The following is a 24,180-nucleotide window of genomic DNA, read 5'->3' on the forward strand; positions in this document are numbered from 1 at the left end:
CGCAGACCCCAGAGGAGCCCCGATGCGCACGCTCACCGCAGGAATGTTCATGTCGCTCGACGGCGTCGTCGAAGCCCCCGACCAGTGGCACTTCCCGTACTTCGACGACGACATGGGCGCGGCGGTGGACGCCCAGCTCGGCTCGGCCGACACCCTGCTGCTGGGGCGGGTCACCTATGACAGCTTCGCCGGCGCGTGGCCCGAGCGCGAAGCCGGCGGCGGTGAGGATGCCGGGTTCGCAAAGGCCCTCGGCGACGCGCGCAAGATCGTGGTGTCACGCCACGACCAGCAGTTCACCTGGCGCAACTCCGAGCGGCTGGCCGGTGACCTCGTGGCCGGGGTGACCGCGCTGAAGAACGGCCCTGGCAGCGGCGCCATCGCGATGAGCGGCTCACCGTCCGTCGTCCGGCAACTCCTGGAAGCGGGGCTGATCGACGAACTGCATCTCCTCGTGCACCCGATCGTGGTGGGCAAGGGGGCGCGGCTGTTCGACGAGGGCGCGCCGATCCCGCTCGCGCTGCTGAGCAGCCGCGCGTTCGGCACCGGGGTGCTGCACCTGGTGTACGGCCCGGACCCCGAAGCCCGCGCCGGCGGCTACGACGACGCCAAGACCCACCTGCCGCGGTGAGCGCCGGGAGCGGTCAGGCCGCCTCGGCCGTCTCCTTGATCGCAGCGAGGGTGGCGGGGATGCCGGTCCTGGCCGCCTCGACGCGTTCGGCGATCTCGGTGTCGGCGGAGTCGCCGTAGCGGTCGTGGAAACCGGCCACGCCCTTGGGTAACAGCTCCCACGACTCGGTGAGGCGGGTGCCGCCGTTCTCCTCGGCCATCTCGTAGCCCCAGTGCACCCAGCCATCGTTGACCTCCCAGGCGAACTTGCGCCCGGGTTCGGCGAGCACGACCTGGGACCGGGTCTCCCACGTGCGTTGCGGGGTCTCGTTGCGGCCGGTGAACCACGCACCGGCCCAGGGGCCCGCTCCTTCGTCCCACCAGCACGCCTTGCAGATCGGGCTCCACTCACCCATCCGGGTGACGTCGGAGACCAACGCGTACACCTGATCCGGCGGGGCCGCCACGTGGATCGACTCTGACATGTTCAGCTCGGTCACCCGATCGAGTCTGCCAGTTCGGGCCCGGCTATTGCGCTTTCGGGTTCCGGGTGTGACTTTAGAACGCGTTCTACTCCTACGTCGGAAGGCCAACCGGATGAGCGACGGCAGCGATCGGGCCGCCAGGGAGGCCGTGATCATCGGCGGCGCGTCCGGCATCGGGTGGGCGACCGCGAAGGCGCTGGCCGGTCAGGGATGCCGGGTGACGATCGCCGACCTCAACGTAGGCGCGGCCCGCGAGCGCGCCGCCGAGCTCGGCGATCCGCACACGTCGGCCTACGTCGACGTCACCGACGAGGACTCGGTGCAGCAACTCTTCGACGGCGCGGGTCCACTGGACATCGCGGTCAACTGCGCCGGCTTCAGCAACGTCGGGATGATCACCGAGATGGCCGTCGCGGACTTCCGCGCCGTCATCGACGTCTGCCTCAACGGTGCGTTCATCGTCACCAAGCACGCGGGTAGGCAACTGCGCGAGGGCGGCTCCCTGGTGCAGATCAGCTCGCTCAACGGCAGGCAGGCCGCGGCCGGAATGAGCGCGTACTGCGCGGCCAAGGCCGGCCTGTCGATGCTGACCCAGGTCGCCGCGCTGGAGATGGGTCCGCGCGGCATCCGCGTCAACGCCGTCGCGCCCGGTTTCGTGCACACCCCGCTGACCGCCCCGGCCGCGTCGGTGCCCGGCGTGGTCGAGGACTACGTCGACAACACCGCGCTGGGCCGCGCCGGCACACCCGAGGACATCGCCGAAGCCGTTGTGTACCTGTGCTCGTCGGGCTCATCGTGGTTGACCGGCGAGGTGCTCGACATCAACGGCGGCGCCCACCTGAAGCGATATCCGGACGTGATGGGTCATGTGATGCGGCTCGTGGAACAGTCGTCGTGACGGTCGCCGGGAAGCAGGCGCCGCGGACGCGAGGAGCAAAACAGGCAATCGTCACCGGCGGCGGGTCCGGGATCGGCGCGGCGCTGTGCCGCGCTCTCGATGCGGCCGGTGCGCACGTGGTGTGCACCGACATCGACCCGGCCGCCGCCGACGCGGTGGTCGCGACGCTGAGCCCGCGGGCCCGTGCGGCGCAACTGGACGTCACCGACCCCGCCGCGGTGCAGGCCGCCGTCGACGACGTCGTGGCCCGGGCCGGCTGGACCTGATGTTCAACAATGCGGGCATCGTGTGGGGCGGCGACACCGAACTGCTGACGCTGGATCAGTGGAACGCGATCATCGATGTCAACCTGCGCGGCGTCGTGCACGGCGTGGCCGCCGCCTACCCGCAGATGCTGCGGCAGGGCCACGGACACATCGTCAACACCGCGTCGATGGCCGGGCTGGCCGCCGCCGGGCAGCTCACCAGCTACGTGGCGACCAAGCACGCCGTGGTCGGGCTGTCGATGGCGTTGCGGTCCGAAGCGGTGCCCCGCGGGGTCGGGGTGCTGGTGGTCTGCCCGGCCGCGGTGGAGACCCCGATCCTGGACAAGGGCGCCGTCGGCGGTTTCGTCGGCCGCGACTACTTCCTGCAGACCCAGGGCGGTAGGGCCTACGACGCCGACCGGCTGGCCCGTGACACGCTGCGCGCGATCGACCGCGACAAGGCCATCCTCGTCAGACCGCTTGCCGCCCAGGCGCAGTGGTGGATCGCCCGGCTGGCGCCCGCGCTGATGAACCGGCTCTCGATGCGGTTCGTCGGGCAGCAACGCGCCAGGCAGGTGCAGGGATCGCCGTCCCGTACCGCCGACAGCGGATAGGGTTGCCCTCGGCATCCGAACGGGCGTGGTCGGAGGGGCGGGCATGAGAAGCGATTTCACCCTCACCCAGAAGCGCGCGCTGGCGGTGCTGACGGTAGTCGCGCTGGCGTTCGGCGCCTACTTCCTGCGCACCTACGTGCTGCTCATCGCGATCGCCGCGGTGCTCGCCTACCTGTTCACCCCGCTGTTCAACCGCCTGCGCGCGCGGATCGGCTCGGGCGCGGCCGCCGCGGTGACCATGCTCGCCGCGATCGCGACGGTGGCCGTGCCGTTGTCCGGCGTGGCGTTCCTGGCGTTCCTGCAGATCAGCCAGATGGTCACCGGCATCGGACACTGGGTCGAAGAGACCGACTTGACCGCGCTGGGGCAGCGGCTGCTGGACTCCGCCAACGAACTGCTGTCCCGGGTCCCGTTCGGGGATTACACGCTGACGCCCCAGTCGGTGCGCGACGCGCTGGCCACCGTCGGTCAGAAAGGCGGGGAGCTGGCGCTGGGCTTCGCCCGGGAATCGGTCGGCGGCATCGTCGCGATGGTGACGGGCCTGATCATCTTCCTCTACGTGTTCCTGGCGCTGCTGACCAACGGCCCCAAGGTGCTCGAGCTGTTCCGTGACCTGAACCCGCTCGGCGAGGAGGTCTCCGACATCTACCTCGCCAAGGTGGGCGCGATGGTCAAGGCGACGGTTCAGGGGCAGTTCATCATCGCGGCCTGCCAGGGGGTCGCGGGGGCGGCCTCGCTGTACATCGCCGGCCTGCACGACGGCTTCTTCATGTTCGTGATCTTCCTGACCGTGCTGTCGTTCATCCCGCTGGGCGGCGGGATCGTCACGATCCCGGCGGGGATCCTCATGGTGGTGTTCGGCAACGCGGTGGGCGGCATCTTCGTCGTCCTGTTCCACATCCTCGTGGTGACGAACATCGACAACCTGCTGCGGCCGTTCCTGGTGCCCAAGAGCGCGCACCTGCAGCCCGCGCTGATGCTGCTCGCGGTGTTCGCCGGGCTGCAGATGTTCGGCTTCATGGGCATCGTGCTGGGCCCGGTGCTGATGATCGTGATCGTCACCACGATCAGCGTCTACCGCGTGGTGTACCGGGACGCGCCGATGGAGTCGATCACCGGCACGGGCGGGGATCCGTCCGACGACCACGCGGCACGCGAGGTCCCGTGGTGGCGCAGGCTGCTGCCGGGCACCCCCAAGGCCGCACCGGCGCCCGCTAAGTCAGCCGCGCCGTGAGGAATTCGACGACCCGCTTGCGCGCCTCGTAGGCGGGGTGGCCGTCGCGCTCGACCACCTGATCGGTGAGCACCGAGTGCGCGGCGCGGCCGATGCCGTCCGGGTTGCCGGGTTTGGAGCTGATCTCGATCACCTCGAACGCGTCCCCGAGCCGGGCCTTGAGCGTGCTGAACCGCGCCGCCGGGGACATCGGGTCCTCACTGAACCGCAGCCCCAGCGCGCACAGCCCCTCGTCGGCGGCGCGGCGTTCGATGACCTTCAGCTCGGCCTCCGACAGGCCCGGGTCCCGGCGCTGCCGCGGGGTGAGCGGCAGCGGCAGCGACGGCTGGCTCAGCACCGGCGCGAGCACCGCGTCATCGACGGCGGCGGCCAGCGCGAACCCGCCGGTGAAACACTGCCCGATCACGCCGACACCCTTGCCCGGCGTACGGGAGTTCAGTTCGCGTGCAAGCGCCCGCAGATAGTGCGCCACCGGCCGGTCGGCGTTGGTGGCGAACGCCGCGAACTCCTTGGTGATGCAACCCTTCGCCAGCACCGGCAGCGCGCCCGGCCGCAGCGGGGGTGCCCCCGGCGTGCCGAACAGGGACGGCGACCACACGGTGAAACCGTTGTCCACCAGATGGTTTCCCAGCGCCAGCACGCCGGGATGCAGGCCGGGCATCTCCGGGATGAGCACCACGCCGGGTCCGTCACCCTTGCGGTACACGTCGTGGGTGAAGCCGGCCGCGGTGAACGGCTCGGCGGACCATCCGCGCAGATCTGCTTCCGGTCCGCTCATCGACGTCTCCTCGGCGTACGGAAAGTCCTCGCTGATGGACTTCCGTAGCTCAGTCCACCGGCAGCGGCGCCTGGGATTGCGTCGCCGCCGCCAGCGTACGGAACTCTTCGGCGTTTCCGGCGCCGGTCACGGCAAGTTGGGCCGGTCCCGTCGGCCCGCGGACCTGCGCGGTCCACACCGGCTCAAGGGGTTTGCCGTCCACCTCGCCGCCTTCGTAGACCACCCACCGGACGCCGTCGACGTCCTCGATTCCCGTGGGCACCAACTCCGGACTGAACGACCGGACGAGCTTGTCCTCGTCGGCGTTGCTCTGCGTGACGCTCACATACCGGCCGCCCGGACTCAGATAGCCGACGACCGCGCCGACCGCGCGGACGGGCTGCCCGGTCACCGGGTCGGTGCGGCCTGCCTCGATCCCTTTGCGGCTGCCCGAATTCGCCTGCCAGCCCTCCGGCAGCCGCGGCACCCGGATCGGGATGCCGAGCGCGTCGGCGTCGGCGCGCAGCGCAGCCGGTGCGTTGTAGTCGGGGGCGGGGCCGGGTCCGGGACCGCTGGGCGCGAACGAGCACATGCCGAGCAGCCCGGCCAGTACCAGGCACGCCACCACCAGCGGGGCCATCGACCAGAACATGTCCCGGCCGTCCTGTAGCAGACGCGCCTTGGCGGGCGGCGCCACCGGCACCACGACGTGATCGACCGGGTGCTGGCCTGCAGTGTCGGGGTTGCGCCCGGTGTCACCGGCGACCTCCTGGCCCGGCTCGGGCGGCATCGTCATGCCAGCCAGTATCCCAGCTCTCAATTGGGAACCTTCTAATGGGACAATCTGGCCATGACTACTCCGGACGCTCTTCGCGCAGGCGGCTCATCGACCTCTCGACGTGAAGCGCCGGACCGAAATCTAGCCCTTGAGCTGGTCCGGGTCACCGAGGCGGGCGCGATGGCGGCGGGCCGCTGGGTCGGCCGCGGCGACAAGGAGGGCGGCGACGGTGCGGCCGTCGACGCGATGCGCCAGTTGGTGAATTCCGTCTCCATGCGCGGTGTCGTGGTGATCGGCGAGGGTGAGAAGGACAACGCGCCGATGCTCTACAACGGCGAGGAGGTCGGCAACGGCGACGGGCCGGACTGCGATTTCGCGGTGGACCCGGTCGACGGCACCACGCTGATGAGCAAGGGCATGCCCAACGCGATCTCGGTGCTCGCGGTCGCCGAGCGGGGAGCGATGTTCGACCCGTCGGCGGTGTTCTACATGAACAAGATCGCCGGTGGACCCGACGTCGCGGACTTCATCGACATCACCTCGCCGATCGCGGCGAACATCCAGCGCATCGCCAAGGTCCGCAAGGCCTCGGTCTCCGATGTGACCGTGTGCATCCTGGACCGGCCCCGGCACGCCAAGCTGATGGAAGAGGTCCGTTCGGCGGGCGCCCGCATCCGGCTGATCTCCGACGGCGATGTCGCGGGCGCGATCTCGGCGTGCCGGCCGAGTCGGGCACCGATCTGCTCGTCGGCATCGGCGGCACCCCCGAGGGCATCATCGCCGCGGCCGCGATCCGCTGCATGGGCGGCGAGATCCAGGCCACCCTGGCGCCCACCGACGACGACGAACGCCAGCGCGCCATCGACCGCGGCTACGACCTGGGCCGCGTGCTGACCACCAAGGATCTGGTCGCCGGGGAGAACGTCTTCTTCTGCGCCACCGGTGTCACCGACGGCGACCTGCTCAAGGGTGTGCGCTACTTCGGCGGCGGCTGCACCACACAGTCCATCGTGATGCGGTCCAAGTCCGGCACCGTCCGGATGATCGAGGGCTACCACCGGCTGACCAAGCTCAACGAGTACTCCGCGGTCAACTTCACCGGCGACAACACCGCCGCCTATCCCCTGCCGTAACCCGACCCCAACGAGACGAACAGGAAGCCGCATGGCCGACAAAGATGTCGAGTACCGCATCGAGCACGACACCATGGGTGAAGTGCGGGTGCCCAAGAACGCGCTGTGGCGCGCCCAGACCCAGCGGGCGGTGGAGAACTTCCCGATCTCGTTCCGGCCGCTGGAGCGCACCCAGATCCGCGCGCTCGGACTCCTCAAGGGCGCGTGCGCCCAGGTGAACAAGGACCTCGGCCTGCTGGCTCCGGAAAAGGCCGACGCGATCATCGCCGCCGCCGCCGAGATCGCCGACGGCCGCCACGACGACCAGTTCCCGATCGACGTGTTCCAGACCGGCTCGGGCACCAGCTCCAACATGAACGCCAACGAGGTGATCGCGTCGATCTGCGCCTCCAACGGCGTGACCGTGCACCCCAACGACGACGTGAACATGTCGCAGAGCTCCAACGACACGTTCCCGACCGCCACCCACATCGCGGCGACCGAAGCCGCTGTGCGCCATCTGATCCCCGCACTCGAGGTGCTGCACGAGTCGCTGGCGGCCAAGGCCCGGCAGTGGCGCACCACGGTGAAGTCCGGCCGCACCCACCTGATGGACGCGGTCCCGGTGACGCTGGGCCAGGAGTTCGGCGGCTACGCCCGCCAGGTCGAGGCCGGCATCGAACGGGTGCGCGCCTGTCTGCCCCGGCTCGGTGAGCTGGCGATCGGCGGCACCGCGGTGGGCACCGGGCTGAACGCCCCCGACGGGTTCGGCCCCAAGGTGGTGGAGGTGCTCGTCGACCAGACCGGCATCGCCGAGTTGCGGCCCGCAGTCGACAATTTCGAGGCCCAGGCGGCCCGCGACGGGCTGGTCGAGGCGTCCGGCGCGCTCAAGACGATCGCGGCGTCGCTGACCAAGATCGCCAACGACATCCGCTGGATGGGCTCGGGTCCGCTGACCGGGCTGGGCGAGCTGCAACTGCCCGACCTGCAGCCGGGCAGCTCGATCATGCCGGGCAAGGTCAACCCCGTAATCCCCGAGGCCGTCACGCAGGTGGCCGCCCAGGTCATCGGCAACGACGCGGCCGTCACCGTCGGCGGATTGTCGGGCGCCTTTGAACTCAACGTCTACATCCCGATGATGGCCCGCAACGTGCTGGAGTCGTTCACTCTGCTGTCCAACGCCTCCCGGCTGTTCGCCGAGAAGTGCATCGACGGCCTGGTCGCCAACGAGGACCGGCTGCGTGAGCTCGCCGAGTCGTCGCCGTCGATCGTGACCCCGCTGAACTCGGCGATCGGCTACGAGGAGGCGGCCAAGGTCGCCAAGCAGGCGCTGGCCGAGAAGAAGACGATCCGCCAGACCGTGATCGACCGCGGCCTGATCGGCGACAAGCTGTCCGAGGAGGAGCTGGACCGCCGCCTCGACGTGCTGGCCATGGCGAAGGTTCGCGACGGCGACTGACCGGACGATTTCCTGCCCTCGAGATCTGCCATTCGCCTGACGAATCGTCAAGACAGGCACAAGATTAGGGAGCATTTGACTCGCCGCCGCGTCATCGGCACGGCGGTGGGTCATTCTTCCAGGCAGGAATCAGGAGGCGCGGTGTCCGCTTACCCCGAGCCCGCATCCACCCCGTCATCGACCACCCTGGTCACCACGGCCACCAGCCAGCCCGCGTTGCGGACCGGTGCCGTGGTGCTGGGACTGGCGTCACTGGTCGATCTCTCGCTGGCCAGACGCGGCGGCGGCGGCGCCGATCGCATGTTGGCGATGTCCGGCGCGGCCGCGGCGGGATGGTTCCTGGTCGAGGGACGCAGGCAGCGCTGATCCGGTATCAGCGGGTGGGCTCGGCCAGCGCGTAGGCCGGTGGCCCGTTGTCGCGGCCGCCGTACAGGCTTCCCGGTGTGCGAGGGCCCAGCAGCTGCGAGACGGTCACCAGGTGGTAGCCGTTGGCGCTGAGCACCGGAATGAACTCGGCCATCAGGTCGACCGTCGAGGCGAAGGTGTCGTGCAGCAGCACCACCGAGCCCGGCCGGACGTGGCTCATCAGGATCGCGCGGGTGGCCGCGGTGTCGGCGTCGTGTTGCCAGTCCAGCGGCACCACGTCCCAGTTGATCACGGCCAGACCCTGACGTCGCGCCTCGGCGAGCACGACGTCGTCGACCGCGCCGAAACCGGTGCGCGCCAGCGTCGGCGTCTGGCCCGTCGCAGCCTGCAGGGCGGCGGTGGCGCGGCTGAACTGGTCGGCGACCTCCGCAGGCGGCAGGGTCGTCATGTCGCGGTGCTGCCAGGTGTGGTTGCCGATCTCCATGCCGGCTTCGGCGATGCGCCGGGCCGCGGCCGGGTCGGCGGCCACCTTGTCACCGATCAGGAAGAACGTCGCGCGGGCGTCGTTGTCCCGCAGGATCTGCAGCAGCCGGTCGGTGAACGGCCCCGGCCCGTCGTCGAACGTCAACGCCACGCACTTGACCCGTGCGCAGTCGACGGCATCGGCGACCGCGGGAGGCGCGGCGGCCAGCATCAGCGCCGCTACCAACCCGATCACCGAGTGAATCCGGCGCGCTCGAGCACCCAGGGTGTCGCATTGCGCGCCGGATTCGCCCGTCGTCACGGCAGGGCGCCGGGACTGATCTCCTCCAGCATCTCGGTGACCAGCGCCGCGATCGGTGAGCGTTCGCTGCGCAGCAGCGTGATGTGGGCGAACAGCGGATGGCCCTTGAGCTTCTCGATCACCGCGGCGACACCGTCGTGGCGGCCGACGCGCAGGTTGTCCCGTTGTGCGACATCGTGGGTCAGCACCACCCGCGATCCCGCCCCGAGCCGCGACAGCACGGTCAGCAACACGTTGCGTTCCAGCGACTGCGCCTCGTCGACGATCACGAACGAGTCGTGCAGCGAACGGCCGCGGATGTGGGTCAGCGGCAGCACCTCTGAGCATGCCCCGCGACAACACCTCCTCCAGCACGGCCGGGCTCGCGAGACCTTCGAGGGTGTCGAAGACGGCCTGCGCCCACGGCCCCATCTTCTCGCTCTCACTGCCGGGCAGGTAGCCGAGCTCCTGACCGCCGACCGCGTAGAGCGGACGGAACACCACCACCTTGCGCTGGGTGCGTCGCTCCAGCACCGCCTCCAGGCCCGCGCACAGCGCCAGCGCCGACTTCCCGGTGCCGGCCTTGCCGCCGAGGGACACGATGCCCACCGACTCGTCGAGCAGCAGATCGAGCGCCACGCGCTGTTCGGCGGACCTTCCCCGGAGGCCGAACACCTCGCGATCGCCTCGTACCAGCTGCACCCTCTTGTCGGCGTTGACCCGACCCAGCGCGTGAGAGTTGCTGCCGAGCAATCGGATTCCCGTATGGCAGGGCAGGTCGCGGGCCTGTTCGAGATCGATCTCGCCGTCGGCGAACAACGCGTCGACGTCGTCACCGGCGACCTCGACCTCGGCCATGCCGGTCCACCCGGAGGTGACGACGTCCTGGGCGTGGTACTCATCGGCCAGCAACCCGACCGCGCCTGCCTTCACGCGCAGCGGGATGTCCTTGCTCACCAGCGTCACGTGCTTGCCCTCGGCGGCCAGGTTGGCCGCCACGGTCAGGATGCGGGCGTCGTTACTGTCGGTGCGGAAACCGGCGGGCAGCACCGTCGGGTCACTGTGGTTGAGCTCGACGTGCAGCGTACCGCCTTCTGTGCCAACGGGAATGGGCTGATCCAGCCGTCCGTGTTCCAGCCGCAGATCGTCGAACATGCGCAATGCCTGTCGGGCGAACCAACCCAACTCGTGGTGGTGGCGTTTGGCTTCCAGTTCGCTGATGACCACCAGCGGAACCACCACTTCGTGTTCGGCGAACCGTGTGCACGCCCAGGGATCGGACAGCAACACGGAGGTGTCGAGCACGTAGGTCCGGAGGTCGGACTGCCGAGCGGGAGGGTTGAGCGATTGAGTCACGTAGCGCTCCTTGAGGCTGCGCGAGTTCCTGTGGCCCCACACGAACTTCTCGGTGGACACACAAGCGGTCTCAGGACCGGGGCCAGGCCCTTTCAATCGGGACCGCCCGGACAGCAGAGCATGTCGCTAGCCATCGGAATCGACGCTACTCCGGGTGCGCCGACCCCGCCTCGCAGGCGCGCCGGGTGTGCGCGGCGCGTGCGTTAAGAGCTGATGAACTGCTTGAGTTCGGGTTCGTCGGCCAGACCCCACGCGGTGATCCGGTCGGCGATCACCTTGCGCAGCTGGTCGCGGTCGAAGATGCCGCCCTCGGCGACGGTGGCGACCTTGTCCTCGTAGGTGTCGATGTCACCGCCGACGACGTCCAGGGCGGCGGCGCGGCGCGCGATGGCCGTGACCGTCTCGGCCCTGGCGGTGGTCAGGCAGTGCGCGACGAGGTTGGCGAAGAACTGCTCGTGGCGCTCCTCGTCCTTGGCGATCCGGCCGGCCAGCGCCTTGAGCACCGGCTCGTCGGTCTGCTGCTCCAGGTTGCGGCAGAACACCGCATGGGCACGCTCCCACAGCGCCATGAACGCCAGGGTCTCGATCTGGGTGTAGCTGTCGGCCCGGTAACCCTTCATCACGTGCTCGACACGGACGTCCTCGTTGGCGGCCGGGTCGGCCTCCCGGGTGACGACGAGGTAGTTGCGCAGCGCGATCGCGTGCAGGTGTTCCTCGGCGGTCCAGCGGCCCAACCAGCGGCCCCACTTGTCCTCGAGGATGAAGTGCTCGACGAGCTCACGGTGGTAGCCGGCGAGGTTGTCCTTGGTGATCAGCAGGATCTCGCACGCGTCGGTGACCTTCTTGGGCAGCGTGACCTGTGACGGATCCCAGTCGCGGCCGCCCAGGAAGGCGAAGTTCTCGCCCTGGTCGAACGGCACGTAGTCGTGGGCGAACCAGACGTCCTCGGTGTCGAGGTGACGCCGCAGCTCCTCCAGAACCACGGGCTCGAGTTCCAGCGTCAGCGCGTTAGCGACAGGTTTCTGTGCCATGCGGTTACATTAACCCAATTCTGTGGGGATCGTAAAATTCCTGGGCGGGTGTCGCGTCAGAGCGTGAGGCCCGGGTACAGCGGGTTGGCGTCGAGCAGCTCGGCCGACGCGGCGCGCACCCGCTCGGCGGTGCCCGGGGCCAGCGTGTACTTGGCCTTGGACGGACCGTTCGGGCCGGCGGCGGGCTCGGTGTTGCTCAGCACGTCCACGACCAGCTCGGCGACGCGGTCGAAGTCGTCGGCGCCGAACCCGCGGGTGGTCAGCGCCGGGGAGCCGAACCGGATGCCGCTGGTGTACCAGGCGCCGTTCGGGTCGGCGGGGATCGCGTTGCGGTTGGTCACGATGCCGGAGTCCAGCAGCGCGGACTCGGCCTGCCGGCCGGTGAGCCCGAACGACGTCACGTCGAGTAGCACCAGGTGGTTGTCGGTGCCGCCGGTGACCAGCCCGGCGTCCCGCTTGAGCAGGCCCTCGGCCAGCGCCTGCGCGTTGTCGGCGACGTCCTGCGCGTACTCGCGGAACGCCGGCTGCCGGGCCTCGGCCAGCGCGACGGCCTTGGCCGCCATCACGTGCGACAGCGGACCACCGAGCACCATCGGGCAGCCCTTGTCGACCGCGGGCGCGTACTCCTCGGTGGCCAGCACCAGGCCGCCGCGGGGGCCGCGCAGCGACTTGTGCGTCGTGGTGGTGGTGATGTGCGCGAACGGCACCGGGTCCTCGTCACCGGTGAACACCTTGCCGGCCACCAGGCCTGCGAAGTGCGCCATGTCCACCATCAGCGTGGCGCCCACCTCGTCGGCGATCTCCCGCATCTTGGCGAAGTTGATCCGGCGCGGGTAGGCCGAGTAGCCGGCGACCAGGACCAGCGGCTTGAACTCGCGGGCCGCGGCGGCGACGACGTCGTAGTCGATGAATCCGGTGACCGGATCGGTGCCGTACTGGCGCTGGTGGAACATCTTGCCGGAGATGTTGGGCCGGAACCCGTGGGTCAGATGCCCGCCGGTGTCCAGCGACATGCCGAGCAGACGCTGGTTGCCGAGCTTGGCCCGCAAGGACTCCCAGTCCGCCTCGGACAGGTCGTTGACGTGCTTGGCGCCCAGTTCGGCCAATCCTGGACCTTCGATGCGGGTGGCCAGGATCGCCCAGTACGCGACCAGGTTGGCGTCGATGCCGGAGTGCGGCTGGGCGTAGGCGTACGGCGCGCCGAACAGTTCGCGGGCGTGCTCGGCGGCCAGCGCCTCGACGGTGTCGACGTTCTGGCAGGCCGCGTAGAAGCGGTGCCCGACGGTGCCTTCGGCGTATTTGTCGGAGAACCAGGTGCCCATGGTCAGCAGCACCGCAGGCGAGGCGTAGTTCTCGCTGGCGATCAGCTTGAGCGAATCCCGTTGGTCGGCAAGCTCTTTACGGGTGGCGTCGGCGATGCGGGGCTCGACGCTCTCGATCACCCGCAGCGCGGCCCGGTAGGCCTCGCTGGCGTCTGCGGCGTACTCGGCACCCAGCCCTGACGGCGACGAAGAAGTCATGCCAGGAAGCCTAAACGTTCAGGCCGCGCGCAACGAAGACGGGATCAGTGGCTCGTCCAGCAGCGTGCCGAACCGCTCGGTCAGGCTGACGCCTTCGGGCCGGGCGTCCAGCCAGCCGCGCAGCAACCGGTACCCCTCCACGTAGGTGCTGGTGTAGGCGCGCCACAGCGGTGAGGACAGGAACCGCAGCATCTGACGGGCCCGCTCGTCGTTGACCAACAGCCACCGCTTCAGGAAGTCGACGACGTCGTCTACGTCGCGGTGCTCGTCGTGCAGCATCAGCGCGGCATCCTGGCGGACGTCGGCCAGCGCGGCCGTGGCTTCGGAGATCGCCACCGCCCGCTCCCCGTCGAACCGCAGGCCCAGGTCGGCGTAGATCTCGGCCGCCCAACTCCCCCACTGCGGGCCGACCGCGGCGTACAACGCCAGGTCGGCCAGGCCTTCGGCCATCAGGCACTGCGGGGTGTTGACCAGGAAGATCGTCTGCTCGGCCTGATTTCGACCGGCCACCAGCCGTTCTTCTTTGCGGCAGTGCTCGGTGTGGTGCCCCGGGTAGGACTCGTGGGCCACCAGCCGCGGCAGGTTCGACATCTGCTGCTTCAGATCGGCGTTGACCGCGACCGTCGACTGGTAGTCGCCCTTGTAGTAGTTGAACCCCGACCACGGCTTGTCGGTGACCACCTCGTAGGTGATGGTCTCGCGCGCGGGCAGCGGGAACGTGGCCCGGACGCGGTCGCGCAGCGCGCTGGAGAACGCGTGGATCGCCTCCTCGAGCCGCTCCGGCGGGATCTCCTCGGCCGCCCGGTGGGCCTGGATGCGGTCGGCCAGCGGCCCGGTCCCGCCGAGCGCGTCGTCGAGGGTCACGTGGGCCTGCCGGTACCTGTCCGGGTCGCCCTTGCTGATCCGGACGTCGAAGTAGGCCTCGACCTCGTCGACGAACCCGACCTGCTCACCGGCGAACTTGCGACCCGCGCACGCCAGTGCCCGCAGGTGGGAGCCGATGAACATGGCACGCTGCTCGTCCAGACCCGCGGGCAGCTCGCCGAGCAGCCGCTCGGCCTGACGCGCCAGGTCGGCGGGGTCGGGTTTCGGCTCGGACTCCACCGCGCGCCGCAACGCGGGGTCGCCGGTGAACGAGTCGACATAGCCTTCCTCGACCCGGTCGAAGCGCAGTCCGAGCATCAGGTAATCGGTCACCAAGGATGCTGAAGCCCCAGAATCGATACCTACGTCCATAGCCTCCTAACCTAACTGCAAGACTGTGCGCATGGCGCGGCTGAGCGAACCCAGCCCTTACGTGGAGTTCGACCGGACCCAATGGCGTGCTCTGCGCATGTCGACGCCGCTCAAGCTGACCGAGGACGAACTCGTCAGGTTGCGCGGTCTCGGCGAGAAGATCGACCTGCTCGAAGTCGAAGAGGTCTATCTGCCACTGGCCCGGTTGATCCATCTGCAGGTCGCGGCCCGGCAGGCCCTGTTCGCGACGACTGCCGACTTCCTCGGTGAGCCGCAACAGAACCCGGGCCGCCCGGTCCCGTTCGTGATCGGCGTCGCAGGCAGCGTGGCCGTGGGCAAGTCCACCACCGCCCGCGTGCTGCAGGCGCTGCTGGCTCGCTGGGAACACCACCCGCGCGTCGACCTGGTCACCACCGACGGCTTCCTGCACTCCAACGCCGAGTTGAGCCGGCGCAACCTGATGCACCGCAAGGGGTTTCCGGAGAGCTACGACCGCCGGGGATTGATGCGGTTCGTCACGGCCGTGAAGTCGGGTTCGGACGCCGCGTGCGCACCGGTGTATTCACACCTGCTCTACGACATCGTGCCCGGCGAGAAGCAGGTCATCGAGCATCCGGACATCCTGATCCTCGAAGGCCTCAACGTGCTGCAAACCGGCCCGGCGCTGATGGTCTCGGACCTGTTCGACTTCTCGGTCTACGTCGACGCACGCATCGAGGACATCGAGAACTGGTACATCTCGCGGTTCCTGACGATGCGGGAGGGCGCGTTCGCCGACCCGGCCTCACACTTCCACCACTACTCCACGCTCACCGACGAACAGGCGGTGTTCGCCGCCCGCGACATCTGGCATTCGATCAACCGGCCCAACCTGATCGACAACATCCTGCCGACCAGGCCGCGCGCCACCCTGGTGCTGCGCAAGGACTCCGACCACTCGATCAACCGGTTGCGTCTTCGAAAGCTGTAGCGCCGGTCTCCGGGAAGTGGCTCAGCGGTCCGCAGCGCACGTCACACCGGTCGCGCACGGTGTCGAGGGTCTCGCGCAGGTGCTCGCGTCCGCGTCGGTGGGTCAGCATGAACCGCACCGCGCCTGCGGTACGCCGCGGCCACGGGTACCAGCGGTCGAAATCCAGACCGCATTCGTTGAAGACCTTCGTCGGCATGTTGTCGTAGAGCAGTCCCAGGTTGTACTGGACCAGGGAGAACATCGTGTAGGGCAGCACCGCCTTGTTCCTGCGCAGCAGCTCCTGCAGGTCGAGTTCGTAGAGCGGCACCTCGGTGAGCTTGTCCAGGAACATCAGATGCGTCATGAAGTAGCCCATGTAGGACATCAGATGCATTGTGGCCGAACGGGTCTGGATTGACAGCACCTTGCCGTCGGCAGATGCGTAGGGTTCGTAGGGGTGGTCCCCCCGCGTCAGGTAGCCGGTGCAGTTGACGATCCAGCTACCGTCCTCGACGGGCCTGGTCGCGCCGCTGCGTAGGACCATCTCCGCGCCGTCGCCGCGGTCGACGATGTCCACCAGATGGTCCATCACCACCGCGTTCACGCCGTCGGCGATGATCCTGTTCTCGGTTTCCGACAGCACCCCGAGCAGGAAGTTACCGGCCTGCGGGGTCGGCCCCGTGCCGTAGGTGGTGCGGAACCACTCGGCGAGCTCCGCTTCGTTGGTCCCGTCGAATCGCCGGCACATGTCGGCGGCCATGCTGCTCAGCAGCGTGCTGCCGACCCACCGGCGCCGTCCGCTCGGGAAGAACTTCTCGCGGTCGGTGAAGAACGTGCCCGAACCGGCGACCAGGTTGACCTCCCGGCCCGGGTGGGACGTGAGCAGCGCGTGCGCGGTGTCCATTGCGGTCTTCCCGCCGCCGATGATGTACACCGGCGCGTCGCTGTCGTCGATGTCGCCGGTCCGCACGTCGCAGGTGTCCGGCGACACCGACCGCACCCGGGTGCTCGCCACCGGCAACGGGTCGTTGGGCACCACCCGCACCCCGTAGGCCTTGATCAGCCGCGCGGCCTGGATGACGCGGATGCCGCCGTCAGCGGTGCTGCAGGTGACCCGCACGCCGCCGTCGGCTCGTCGGACCGGAAGTCCCAGCCGTAGCGTTCGTCGACCGTCACCCGCTTCCTGATCTCGTCGAGGCAGTGCTGCAGGTGGTCCAGGACCTCGTCCTTGGTGGCCAGGTACGACGGCGCCCTGCCCAGGGTCCAGGCGATGTTCCCGGCGGTGAACATCGGGTGCGGCTGGTGCAACCGCACATAGGGATACGTGTCGTTCCACATCCCGCCGACCCGGCCACGCCGGTCGACGAGGATGATCTTCTGCCCGCGGCCCAGGTACCGGCCGGCGGCGAACAACGCGTTCAGTCCGGCCAGACCGGCGCCGACGACGCAGAGGTCGCACGTGTCCGTCTGGGTGCTGTGCTGGTCGGTGACGGACACGGCGGCCTCCTTCTGCGCGGTGTGTTGTCAGTGTGAGCGCCCGGGCCGGCAAGGGCATAGGTGGTCGACTACCTGATTTCCGCCCGCGCGGGGTCAGGGGGTGGCCCTGCGCATCCGGCGCCATCCGAGGTACTGCAGGTCGGCGAACGCCAGCGTGTAGACACCGGTGGCGAGCACCACCGCCACCCCGGCCGTGGTCAGCGTCCACACATCGGTGAGCACGATCGCCACCGCGGCCACGGTGTAGAGCAGGTTGGCCGCGATCACCACCAGGCCCGCGACATCCAGCTTCGGCAGCGCGGCCAGGCCGTACACCACCACGCCGTAGGCGATGAAGAATGCGGCCAGCGCGTATTCGATGGTCGTTGTGGTGCCCGACAGCTCGGCCAGCCAGCCGGCCAGCGGAAGCGCGGCCAGCCCGGCCACGCCGGTCAGTACCGCGTCGGCGCGCATGCCCAGCCGCAGCAGCGAGTCGGTCGACTCGTGCAGTCGGGCGGAGACCGTGGTGGTCATCGAGTTGGTCATGGTGAGTCCTTTCCTGGCACTGTCTCGGAAGTGCGGCCCGCGGTGACGGCGGCCACGTCCTGACGGTGCGCGGAACTCACTGCCAACTCGACCCCGGACGCTGCCAGACACTGCCAACCGCAGGTCAGCCCTGGTGCCGGGTCAGCGTGCGGTGACGACGCTGCTGCGCAGATCGGTGGCGATGACGCGCGCGGCCGTGTTCTGCCAGTTGTGCAGCGACCGCTGCGGGACCTCGGCGACCAGCCAGTGCCACGCCTGGCGGGCGACCGGATCCAGGCCCGCCGCCGTCGCGTTCTGGGCGTAGGCGCGCACGCCGACCACGTACGGGAAGTACAGCGCGTTGTAGTGCCGCCACTGCTCGGTGGTGCCGAAGTCCCCGCCGTCGCGCGGTTTGAGCGCGGCGATCCGTTCGGCCAGCAGCGCCCGCAGTTCGATGGCCCGCTCCAGCGGCTGATCCGGCGCCCCGCGGCGGGCCAGCCGCTCGTCGATGACCGGCAGCGCGGTCAGCGGGCTGGCGACGAGCTTGGACAGGTCGCCGTAGTGGCCGAGCGCACGACGGGTGACCCGGGCGAAGGTGTCCTCGTCCATCCCGTCCAGCGGGCTGGACGAGCGCAGCGGCAGCGCAGCCTCGGTGCCGCGCAGCGCCGCCCGGTCGGCGCGCAACGCGGGTGAGCCGGAGAACGCCAGCCGGTCCAGCAGCCCGGCCAGCGGGTCGGCCAGCACGTTGATCGCGATCGCGACCGCCAGGCTGGTGAACAGCAGCACCACCAGCGTGGTGTCCGGCCCGCCACGGCCAGACCGATCAGCAGCTGACCGCCGAACAGGACCGCGACGACGGCCGTGCCTGCGAACGAGCGCAGCATGTCTTTGCGCAGCGCCTGGCCCTCGTCGAACGCGTCACCGATCGCGACGGCCACACCGAGCAGCGCGACGTCGACACCGGTGGACGCCAACGCCAGCCAGCTGGGCACCAGGCCCAGCGGGATGATCAGGATCGCGTTGCCGAGCGCGAAGAACAGCGTGGCCACCACGACGAACCCGACCACCGGCCGGGGCTGCGACCGCCGGGCCGCGGTCTGGATCATCAACCCCAGCGACGGCACCGAGACCGCGGCGAACATCACCCAGTGCCCGAGCCGCAGCGGGCCCTCGACGTCACCCGCAAGCGCGGCTCCGGCGAACGCGACGGCCGCGACGCAGCCCACCAGCGCGGCCTCCCCGGCCCGGCTGCGCCAGGTGTCGCGCGGCCGCGACAGCTCGAGCAGCACCGCGAACCATGCGATGCCGGGCAGCGCGACGAGGTAGATCTCGACGCGGCTGAGCACCTCGGCGCCGCTGACCACGCGGACGGCGTCGAGTGCCACCACGAGCGCGAAGCTGGTCAACCCGACCGCGGCCAGCACCAGCACGGCCTTGCGCGGATTGCGCGCGAGCAGATAAAGCCCCAGCCACCAGCTCAGTGCGAACACCGAGGCCGACAGCGCGAGCATGTCAGCGGCCGAAACGCCGGTGCCGGGCGCTGTAGTCGCGCAGCGCACGCAGGAAGTCGACCCGCCGGAACTCCGGCCAGTACGCCTCGGTGAACCACATCTCCGAATAGGCGCTCTGCCACAACAGGAATCCGGACAGCCGCTGCTCCCCCGAGGTGCGGATCACCAGATCGGGGTCGGGCTGGCCGGAGGTGTACAGGTTCTCCGAGATCGCCTCGGCGGTCACGGCTTCGATCAGGCCCTCGCCGGTGACGCCGTTGGCCATCTCCTTGCTCAGCAGGCCGCGGACCGCGTCGACGATCTCCTGCCGACCGCCGTAGCCGACGGCGACGTTGACGTGGAAGGACCCGGCAGGGGCGGTGTCACTCGTCGAGGAGACCGCCTCACGCAGCCGGCGCGCCGGCTCCTCCCCGAGCAGCTCCAGATCGCCGACGGTGCGCACACTCCAGTGGTTGGCCGGCGCGCAGATCTCCTCGACCACCTCGGTGATGATCTCGATCAGCGCCGCCAGTTCGTCGTCGTCGCGCTGCAGGTTCTCGGTGGACAGCAGGTACACGGTGGCCAGTTCGATGCCGGCCTCCTGGCACCAGCGCAGCATCTCGGCGATCTTGCCTGCGCCCGCCCGGTAGCCGAAGCTGACGTCGTCGTGACCCAATTCACGGGCCCACCGCCGGTTGCCGTCGCACAGAACGGCAATATGGCGGGGTAGTTCCGCGCGCGACGCCGTGAGCCCCTGTCGCAGACGCATCTCGTAGAGCCGGTACATCGGCTCCTTGAGGCGCCGCGGAATAAGGTCCACGATCATTCAGACTACTGTGGCGCGAGGTGAAACCAGCCCACAGCCAGCGGAGGTGACATGCCCACATCCCTCGAACCGTGGTACACCGCCGATTCCCCGCGGGACCCCGAGGATCTGCCCGAAGCGGTCGCCGAAGGCGTCGCCCAGTACCTGGGCAAGCCGAGGTTACGGGGCTGGATCCACGTGTATTCGGCGGTCATCGCGGTCATCTGCGGCGCGACGCTCGTCGCGGTGTCGTGGTCGACGCAGTCCACCAGGGCCGGGATCGCGACGCTCGTCTACACGCTGACGATTGTGGCGATGTTCACCGTCAGCGGGGTCTATCACCGGGTGAACTGGACCTCGGTCACCGCGCGCAAATGGATGAAGCGCGCCGACCATTCGATGATCTTCCTGTTCATCGCGGGCAGTTACACCCCGTTCGCGCTGCTGGCGCTGCCCGAACGCGACGGCATGGTGCTGCTGTGGATCGTGTGGGGCGGCGCGCTGGCGGGTGTGGCGCTGAAGATGCTCTGGCCGTCGTCGCCGCGCTGGCTCGGGGTGCCGCTCTACATCCTGCTGGGCTGGGTCGCGGTGTGGTTCATCGGCCCGATCATGCAGGGCGCCGGGACGGCCGCGGTGGTGCTGCTGATCGTCGGCGGTGCGCTCTACAGCGTCGGCGGGGTGCTGTACGCACTCAAGTGGCCGAACCCGTGGCCCGCGACGTTCGGGCACCACGAGTTCTTCCACGCCTGCACCGCAGTCGCGGCGATCTGCCATTACATCGCGATGTGGTTCGCCGTCTACTAGCGTCCCACCCCCGCGAGCGTGCGTGTCTGCGGGCAACTCGCCGGGGAAATGGCCGACTTTGCGCACGCTCGCGCCGCGTCGGACGGCAGGCTAGAGCTGCGTGATGTTCTGCGGGCCCCAGTAAGCCTTCATCGACGTGATCTGACCGTCGCCGTCGAACGCCATCACCTCGATGGGTTCGATGCGCATCGTGCCGCCCACCGTGATCGCGAAGACGAAGGCCGCCTCGTGGCCGCCGGCGCGGAAGCTCAGCAACTCGGTGGTGATCGCGGCGCCCGCGACGTTCTTGTAGAACCCGGCGATGGCCTGCCGCCCGATGTGCACCTCGCCGCCGCCCACCGGATCTTCGAGGGTGGCGTCCTCGGCGTAGAGCGCGGCGACCGCGTCGGCGTCACCGCCGGCGACGGTGTCGAGATAGCGCTGGACAAAACCCTGCAACACATCCGGCTCGAAACTCATGAGCGGCACGCTACACGGAGGGCCTCAGTGCGGTGGCGAGATCCTCGACGGTGGTGACAGGCATGTCACAGACCCGGCCCCGGCACACGTAGGCGGCGTCCGCGCCGCCGACGCGAGGCCGGTCCCGCAGCAGCTCAGACGAATTCACCTCACCGCCGATCACGACGGCCCCGCCGGGCGCCAGCCTGCGCGCGGCGGTCAACAGCGCCGAGTCCGGCCCGCCGGCGACGGCGATCTGGATAGGCCCGCGCACGCCGGCCTCGGCAACGGCGAGCCAGTGTCCGGCCGAGCGCGCGGCGCGGGTCAGCAGCACGGTGGCCGCGGACAGCGTGGCCTCGGCGGCCACCGAATACCGCTGGGCGGCAGGACCGGCGGCCAGGTGCGCGGCCAACTGCAGCGCCTCGGCGGTCAGCGACGCACCCGAGGGCGTGGCACCGTCGAGCGGGTCCGACGGGCGGAGCACCAGCTGCTCGGCGTCGTCGGCGGCGTCGAACCATCGGCCGGGGACGCCGGGATCGGCGAAGTGCTCGAGCGCGAGATCCAGCAGCCGGCACGCGTGGTCCAGCCATTGCTGCTCCGCGGTCGCCTGGTGCAGCGCCAGCAGCCCGGTGGCCAGCGCGGCGTGATCCTCCAGCACCGCCACGCTGTCGCCGACCACACCGCCGAGGCTGGAGCGCCGGAGCCTGCCGTCGACCACATGCACCGCGAGTACCCGGCGGGCGCATTCGATTGCGGCGTCGAGGTATTCGGGCCTGTCACACGCGAACGACGCCTCGGTGAGCGCGGTGATCGCCAGCCCGTTCCACGCGGTCACCACCTTGTCGTCGCGCGCCGGCTGCGGCCTGCCCAGCCTCGCCGAGCGCAGCGCGGCGCGCACACGCTCGAAGCGGTCCCGGCCGGGATCGGAGTGCCCGGTGCTCGCGGGCAACTGCAGCACTGACGCGCCCGCTTCGAAGGTTCCGGTCTCGGTGACCCCGAAAACCTCCGCCGCCCAACGCCCGTCGGTTTCACCGAGCACGTCGACGAGTTGCCCAGGCGTCCACACGTAGGTCAGGCCCTCCACCCCGGCGGTGTCGGCGTCCAGCGCCGAGCAGAACATCCCGTCGGCGCGCAGGTCGTCGATCAGGAATGCCGCGGTCTCTTCGACCACCTTGTGCGCCAGTGGATTTCCGGTGATCCGGGCCCAGTGCGCGTAGACCCGCAGCAGCTGGGCGTTGTCGTAGAGCATCTTCTCGAAGTGCGGCACCACCCACGCGGCGTCGACGCTGTAGCGGGCGAATCCGCCGCCGAGCTGGTCGTAGATTCCGCCGCGGGCCATCGCCTCGCAGGTCTGCGACACCGGCGCCAACGACGCGCCGGTGCGTTCGTGGTGACGCAGCAGCGCCTCGAGCAACGACGACGGCGGAAACTTCGGCGCCCTCCCGAAACCGCCGTTGACGGTGTCGAAGTCGCGCAGCACGGTCGCCACCGCCTCGTCGCACATCTCGGCGGTGACGGGCGGACCGCCGCCGGGCAGGCCCGCGGCCATCGACCGCAGCTCCCCCGCGATCTTGTCCGACGTCTCCTCCACCTCGGCGCGGCGCGTGCGCCACGTCTCGGTGACCGCGGCCAGCAGCTGCAGGAAGTTGTCCTTCGGGTAGTAGGTGCCGCAGAAGAACGGGCGCCCGTCAGGGGTCAGGAAGCAAGTCATCGGCCAGCCGCCCTGGCCGGTCAGCGCCACCGTCGCGTTCATGTACACCGCGTCCAGGTCCGGCCGCTCCTCGCGGTCGACCTTGATGCAGACGAAGCCGGCGTTCATCGCCGCGGCCACGTCGTCGTCGGCGAAGGATTCGTGGGCCATCACATGGCACCAGTGGCAGGCCGAATAGCCGACCGAAAGCAGGATCGGCACGTCGCGTTCGGCAGCCAGCGCCAGCGCGTCCGGTGTCCACTGCTGCCAGTGCACCGGGTTGTCGGCATGCTGCCTCAGGTACGGGCTGGTCGCCCGCGCCAGGGTGTTCGTCGAGCCGTCAGCTCGAGCCACGTTCCGTCCCGTCGGCCGGGTTCTCGGTCGCCAGGTCGGGGTCGCCGCCGGACTCGCCGTCACCCGTCTTGACCTCGCCGGCTTTGCGCTCGCCTGCCGGCTCGTCGCCCTCGGTTTCGGCCGCGCCGAAGGACTTCGGCAGCTTGCGCAGGTGCCGGTTCATCGACCACACAAGCAGGAACACCGCGATGAGCAACAGCACCACGATGATCAGCCCGAACGGGCTGGCCTTGCCGAAATCCGGCCCGGTCTGACGCGGCCCGTCCTGGGCCACCGTCATCAGGTCCATGCCCGTCATGAGCAGGTCATTCATCGCGTCCCTCAATCCCGGCGAACAGGTTGGTCTCGGGCAGTTCCACCGGCACCCGTGACCTGGCCAACTCGTACTCTTCGGTCGGCCACAACCGCTGCTGCCACTCCATCGGTGTGGTGAAGAAAAAGCTCTTCGGGTCGATCTGCGTGGCGTGCGCGAGCAGCGCCTCGTCCCGTTGGGCGAAGTACTTGCTGCACTCGATCCGGGTGGTCACCCGCTTGGCCAGGAGATCCTCGTCGGGGTCCCAGCTCTCCAGCCACTTGCCGAACGGACCTTCCTGCCCGTGCTTGGCGAACTCGTCCTGCAGGACCTGCATGCGCTGCCGCAGGAACCCGTGGTTGTAGTACAGCTTCGACACGTCCCACGGCCTGCCGGCGTCCGGGTAGAGCAGGTGGTCGCCCGCGGCCTCGTAGGCGGCGACGGACACCTGGTGGCACTTGATGTGGTCCGGGTGCGGATAGCCGCCGTTCTCGTCATAGGTGGTCATGACGTGCGGCTTGAAGTCCCGGATCACCTTCACCAGCGCCTCGGTGGGCACCTCCAGCGGTTCCAGCGCGAAGCACCCCTCGGGCAGCGGCGGCAGCGGATCGCCCTCGGGCAACCCGGAGTCGACGAAGCCCAGCCAGTGGTGCTCGACGCCGAGGATCTGGGCGGCTCTGGCCATCTCGTCGCGGCGGATCTCCGGCATCCGGCCGTGCACCTCCGGCAGGTCCATCGCCGGATTGAGGATGTCGCCGCGTTCCCCACCGGTCAGCGTCACGACCATGACGCGCACGCCCTCATCGACGTAGCGCGCCATCGTCGCGGCACCCTTGCTGGACTCGTCGTCCGGGTGCGCATGGACGGCCATCAACCGCAGTTCGCTCAACCTGGTCC

Annotated in this window: 20 protein-coding genes and 5 pseudogenes; 9 read left to right on the plus strand and 16 right to left on the minus strand. The window is 69.4% G+C overall.

Features of this window, described 5'->3' with window-relative positions:
• The first annotated feature begins 22 nt into the window (after window positions 1–22).
• Entirely contained in the window at window positions 23–628 is a 606-nt protein-coding gene (locus C6A87_RS21490) for a dihydrofolate reductase family protein (protein WP_311114109.1), read from the plus strand.
• A gap of 13 nt (window positions 629–641) precedes the next feature.
• Here the strand turns inward: C6A87_RS21490 and C6A87_RS21495 are convergent, their stop codons facing one another.
• Window positions 642–1,091, minus strand: a complete 450-nt coding sequence (locus C6A87_RS21495; RefSeq protein WP_311118032.1) for an SRPBCC family protein — start codon at window positions 1,089–1,091, stop codon at window positions 642–644.
• 112 nt (window positions 1,092–1,203) lie between these two features.
• Between C6A87_RS21495 and C6A87_RS21500 the strand changes: the two genes are divergently transcribed.
• The 3 genes and pseudogenes from C6A87_RS21500 to C6A87_RS21510 all read left to right on the plus strand — a co-directional run bounded on the left by C6A87_RS21500 (window position 1,204) and on the right by C6A87_RS21510 (window position 4,082).
• Entirely contained in the window at window positions 1,204–1,989 is a 786-nt protein-coding gene (locus C6A87_RS21500) for an SDR family oxidoreductase (protein WP_311114110.1), read from the plus strand.
• Window positions 1,986–2,848: pseudogene (locus C6A87_RS21505) on the plus strand (SDR family oxidoreductase). Before C6A87_RS21500 ends, C6A87_RS21505 begins: the two are co-directional and overlap by 4 nt.
• A 43-nt stretch (window positions 2,849–2,891) precedes the next feature.
• A complete protein-coding gene (locus C6A87_RS21510; RefSeq protein WP_311114111.1) occupies window positions 2,892–4,082 on the plus strand; it encodes an AI-2E family transporter in 1,191 nt (396 codons plus the stop codon).
• Here the strand turns inward: C6A87_RS21510 and C6A87_RS21515 are convergent.
• Window positions 4,063–4,860, minus strand: a complete 798-nt coding sequence (locus tag C6A87_RS21515; RefSeq protein ID WP_311114112.1) for a dienelactone hydrolase family protein — start codon at window positions 4,858–4,860, stop codon at window positions 4,063–4,065. The two genes, C6A87_RS21510 and C6A87_RS21515, sit on opposite strands and share 20 nt — an antisense overlap.
• Before the next feature lie 49 nt (window positions 4,861–4,909).
• Window positions 4,910–5,635, minus strand: a complete 726-nt coding sequence (locus C6A87_RS21520) for a DUF4245 domain-containing protein (protein ID WP_311114113.1) — start codon at window positions 5,633–5,635, stop codon at window positions 4,910–4,912.
• A gap of 54 nt (window positions 5,636–5,689) precedes the next feature.
• Here C6A87_RS21520 and glpX point away from each other — a divergent pair.
• The 3 genes and pseudogenes from glpX to C6A87_RS21535 all read left to right on the plus strand — a co-directional run bounded on the left by glpX (window position 5,690) and on the right by C6A87_RS21535 (window position 8,554).
• Window positions 5,690–6,750, plus strand: a pseudogene (glpX, locus tag C6A87_RS21525) (class II fructose-bisphosphatase).
• Window positions 6,751–6,781: 31 nt separating this feature from the next.
• Window positions 6,782–8,188, plus strand: a complete 1,407-nt coding sequence (locus tag C6A87_RS21530; RefSeq protein WP_311114114.1) for a class II fumarate hydratase — start codon at window positions 6,782–6,784, stop codon at window positions 8,186–8,188.
• A 141-nt stretch (window positions 8,189–8,329) separates the two neighbouring features.
• Complete coding sequence (locus tag C6A87_RS21535; protein ID WP_311114115.1) at window positions 8,330–8,554, plus strand: hypothetical protein; 225 nt, start codon at window positions 8,330–8,332, stop codon at window positions 8,552–8,554.
• 7 nt (window positions 8,555–8,561) lie between these two features.
• On the opposite strand, the gene C6A87_RS21540 is transcribed toward C6A87_RS21535, so the two are convergent.
• From C6A87_RS21540 to C6A87_RS21560, 5 genes and pseudogenes are all read right to left on the minus strand, one after another.
• On the minus strand, window positions 8,562–9,248 hold the full coding sequence (locus C6A87_RS21540) for a polysaccharide deacetylase family protein (protein WP_311118033.1): 687 nt from the start codon (window positions 9,246–9,248) through the stop codon (window positions 8,562–8,564).
• Between the two features lie 86 nt (window positions 9,249–9,334).
• Window positions 9,335–10,673 (minus strand): annotated as a pseudogene (locus C6A87_RS21545) (PhoH family protein).
• Window positions 10,674–10,876: 203 nt separating this feature from the next.
• Window positions 10,877–11,704 (minus strand): acyl-ACP desaturase, encoded by an 828-nt coding sequence (locus C6A87_RS21550; RefSeq protein WP_311114116.1) that lies wholly within the window; start codon window positions 11,702–11,704, stop codon window positions 10,877–10,879.
• 56 nt (window positions 11,705–11,760) lie between these two features.
• Window positions 11,761–13,224 (minus strand): glycine hydroxymethyltransferase, encoded by a 1,464-nt coding sequence (locus C6A87_RS21555; RefSeq protein ID WP_311114117.1) that lies wholly within the window; start codon window positions 13,222–13,224, stop codon window positions 11,761–11,763.
• Window positions 13,225–13,242: 18 nt separating this feature from the next.
• Window positions 13,243–14,460 (minus strand): DUF885 domain-containing protein, encoded by a 1,218-nt coding sequence (locus C6A87_RS21560; RefSeq protein ID WP_311114118.1) that lies wholly within the window; start codon window positions 14,458–14,460, stop codon window positions 13,243–13,245.
• Between the two features lie 31 nt (window positions 14,461–14,491).
• Here C6A87_RS21560 and coaA point away from each other — a divergent pair, with 31 nt between their 5' ends.
• Window positions 14,492–15,430: a type I pantothenate kinase gene (gene coaA / locus C6A87_RS21565; RefSeq protein ID WP_311114119.1), complete on the plus strand. Its 939-nt coding sequence runs from the start codon at window positions 14,492–14,494 to the stop codon at window positions 15,428–15,430.
• Here coaA and C6A87_RS21570 read toward each other — a convergent pair.
• The 4 genes and pseudogenes from C6A87_RS21570 to C6A87_RS21585 all read right to left on the minus strand — a co-directional run bounded on the left by C6A87_RS21570 (window position 15,402) and on the right by C6A87_RS21585 (window position 19,720).
• Window positions 15,402–16,906, minus strand: a pseudogene (locus C6A87_RS21570) (FAD-dependent oxidoreductase). The gene coaA and the pseudogene C6A87_RS21570 overlap by 29 nt on opposite strands.
• Before the next feature lie 93 nt (window positions 16,907–16,999).
• On the minus strand, window positions 17,000–17,431 hold the full coding sequence (locus tag C6A87_RS21575; protein WP_311114120.1) for a hypothetical protein: 432 nt from the start codon (window positions 17,429–17,431) through the stop codon (window positions 17,000–17,002).
• A gap of 141 nt (window positions 17,432–17,572) precedes the next feature.
• Window positions 17,573–18,921, minus strand: a pseudogene (locus C6A87_RS21580) (hypothetical protein).
• A gap of 1 nt (window position 18,922) precedes the next feature.
• Window positions 18,923–19,720 (minus strand): (2Z,6E)-farnesyl diphosphate synthase, encoded by a 798-nt coding sequence (locus C6A87_RS21585; protein WP_311118034.1) that lies wholly within the window; start codon window positions 19,718–19,720, stop codon window positions 18,923–18,925.
• A 57-nt stretch (window positions 19,721–19,777) separates the two neighbouring features.
• Here C6A87_RS21585 and C6A87_RS21590 point away from each other — a divergent pair, with 57 nt between their 5' ends.
• On the plus strand, window positions 19,778–20,509 hold the full coding sequence (locus tag C6A87_RS21590; RefSeq protein WP_311114121.1) for a hemolysin III family protein: 732 nt from the start codon (window positions 19,778–19,780) through the stop codon (window positions 20,507–20,509).
• 90 nt (window positions 20,510–20,599) lie between these two features.
• Here C6A87_RS21590 and C6A87_RS21595 read toward each other — a convergent pair whose 3' ends face one another.
• Genes C6A87_RS21595 through mca form a run of 4 tightly spaced genes read right to left on the minus strand, consistent with a single transcriptional unit; the run spans window position 20,600 to window position 24,172 of the window.
• Complete coding sequence (locus C6A87_RS21595) at window positions 20,600–20,968, minus strand: nuclear transport factor 2 family protein (protein WP_311114122.1); 369 nt, start codon at window positions 20,966–20,968, stop codon at window positions 20,600–20,602.
• 10 nt (window positions 20,969–20,978) lie between these two features.
• On the minus strand, window positions 20,979–22,991 hold the full coding sequence (locus C6A87_RS21600; RefSeq protein WP_311114123.1) for a thioredoxin domain-containing protein: 2,013 nt from the start codon (window positions 22,989–22,991) through the stop codon (window positions 20,979–20,981).
• Window positions 22,978–23,304: a hypothetical protein gene (locus C6A87_RS21605; protein ID WP_311114124.1), complete on the minus strand. Its 327-nt coding sequence runs from the start codon at window positions 23,302–23,304 to the stop codon at window positions 22,978–22,980. The genes C6A87_RS21600 and C6A87_RS21605 overlap by 14 nt, the downstream gene beginning before the upstream one ends.
• Complete coding sequence (gene mca, locus C6A87_RS21610) at window positions 23,297–24,172, minus strand: mycothiol conjugate amidase Mca (protein WP_311114125.1); 876 nt, start codon at window positions 24,170–24,172, stop codon at window positions 23,297–23,299. Before mca ends, C6A87_RS21605 begins: the two co-directional genes overlap by 8 nt.
• Window positions 24,173–24,180: the final 8 nt, after the last annotated feature.

Source organism: Mycobacterium sp. ITM-2016-00317 (assembly GCF_002968295.1).
GTDB lineage: Bacteria > Actinomycetota > Actinomycetes > Mycobacteriales > Mycobacteriaceae > Mycobacterium.

Coding starts and splice junctions, on each gene's coding strand:
- C6A87_RS21490 (WP_311114109.1), top strand. CDS start 23: ATGCGCACGCTCACCGCAGGAATGTTCATGTCGCTCGACGGCGTCGTC.
- C6A87_RS21495 (WP_311118032.1), bottom strand. CDS start 1,091: ATGTCAGAGTCGATCCACGTGGCGGCCCCGCCGGATCAGGTGTACGCG.
- C6A87_RS21500 (WP_311114110.1), top strand. CDS start 1,204: ATGAGCGACGGCAGCGATCGGGCCGCCAGGGAGGCCGTGATCATCGGC.
- C6A87_RS21510 (WP_311114111.1), top strand. CDS start 2,892: ATGAGAAGCGATTTCACCCTCACCCAGAAGCGCGCGCTGGCGGTGCTG.
- C6A87_RS21515 (WP_311114112.1), bottom strand. CDS start 4,860: ATGAGCGGACCGGAAGCAGATCTGCGCGGATGGTCCGCCGAGCCGTTC.
- C6A87_RS21520 (WP_311114113.1), bottom strand. CDS start 5,635: ATGACGATGCCGCCCGAGCCGGGCCAGGAGGTCGCCGGTGACACCGGG.
- C6A87_RS21530 (WP_311114114.1), top strand. CDS start 6,782: ATGGCCGACAAAGATGTCGAGTACCGCATCGAGCACGACACCATGGGT.
- C6A87_RS21540 (WP_311118033.1), bottom strand. CDS start 9,248: ATGCTGGCCGCCGCGCCTCCCGCGGTCGCCGATGCCGTCGACTGCGCA.
- C6A87_RS21550 (WP_311114116.1), bottom strand. CDS start 11,704: ATGGCACAGAAACCTGTCGCTAACGCGCTGACGCTGGAACTCGAGCCC.
- C6A87_RS21555 (WP_311114117.1), bottom strand. CDS start 13,224: ATGACTTCTTCGTCGCCGTCAGGGCTGGGTGCCGAGTACGCCGCAGAC.
- C6A87_RS21560 (WP_311114118.1), bottom strand. CDS start 14,460: ATGGACGTAGGTATCGATTCTGGGGCTTCAGCATCCTTGGTGACCGAT.
- coaA (WP_311114119.1), top strand. CDS start 14,492: ATGGCGCGGCTGAGCGAACCCAGCCCTTACGTGGAGTTCGACCGGACC.
- C6A87_RS21575 (WP_311114120.1), bottom strand. CDS start 17,431: ATGACCAACTCGATGACCACCACGGTCTCCGCCCGACTGCACGAGTCG.
- C6A87_RS21590 (WP_311114121.1), top strand. CDS start 19,778: ATGCCCACATCCCTCGAACCGTGGTACACCGCCGATTCCCCGCGGGAC.
- C6A87_RS21595 (WP_311114122.1), bottom strand. CDS start 20,968: ATGAGTTTCGAGCCGGATGTGTTGCAGGGTTTTGTCCAGCGCTATCTC.
- C6A87_RS21605 (WP_311114124.1), bottom strand. CDS start 23,304: ATGAATGACCTGCTCATGACGGGCATGGACCTGATGACGGTGGCCCAG.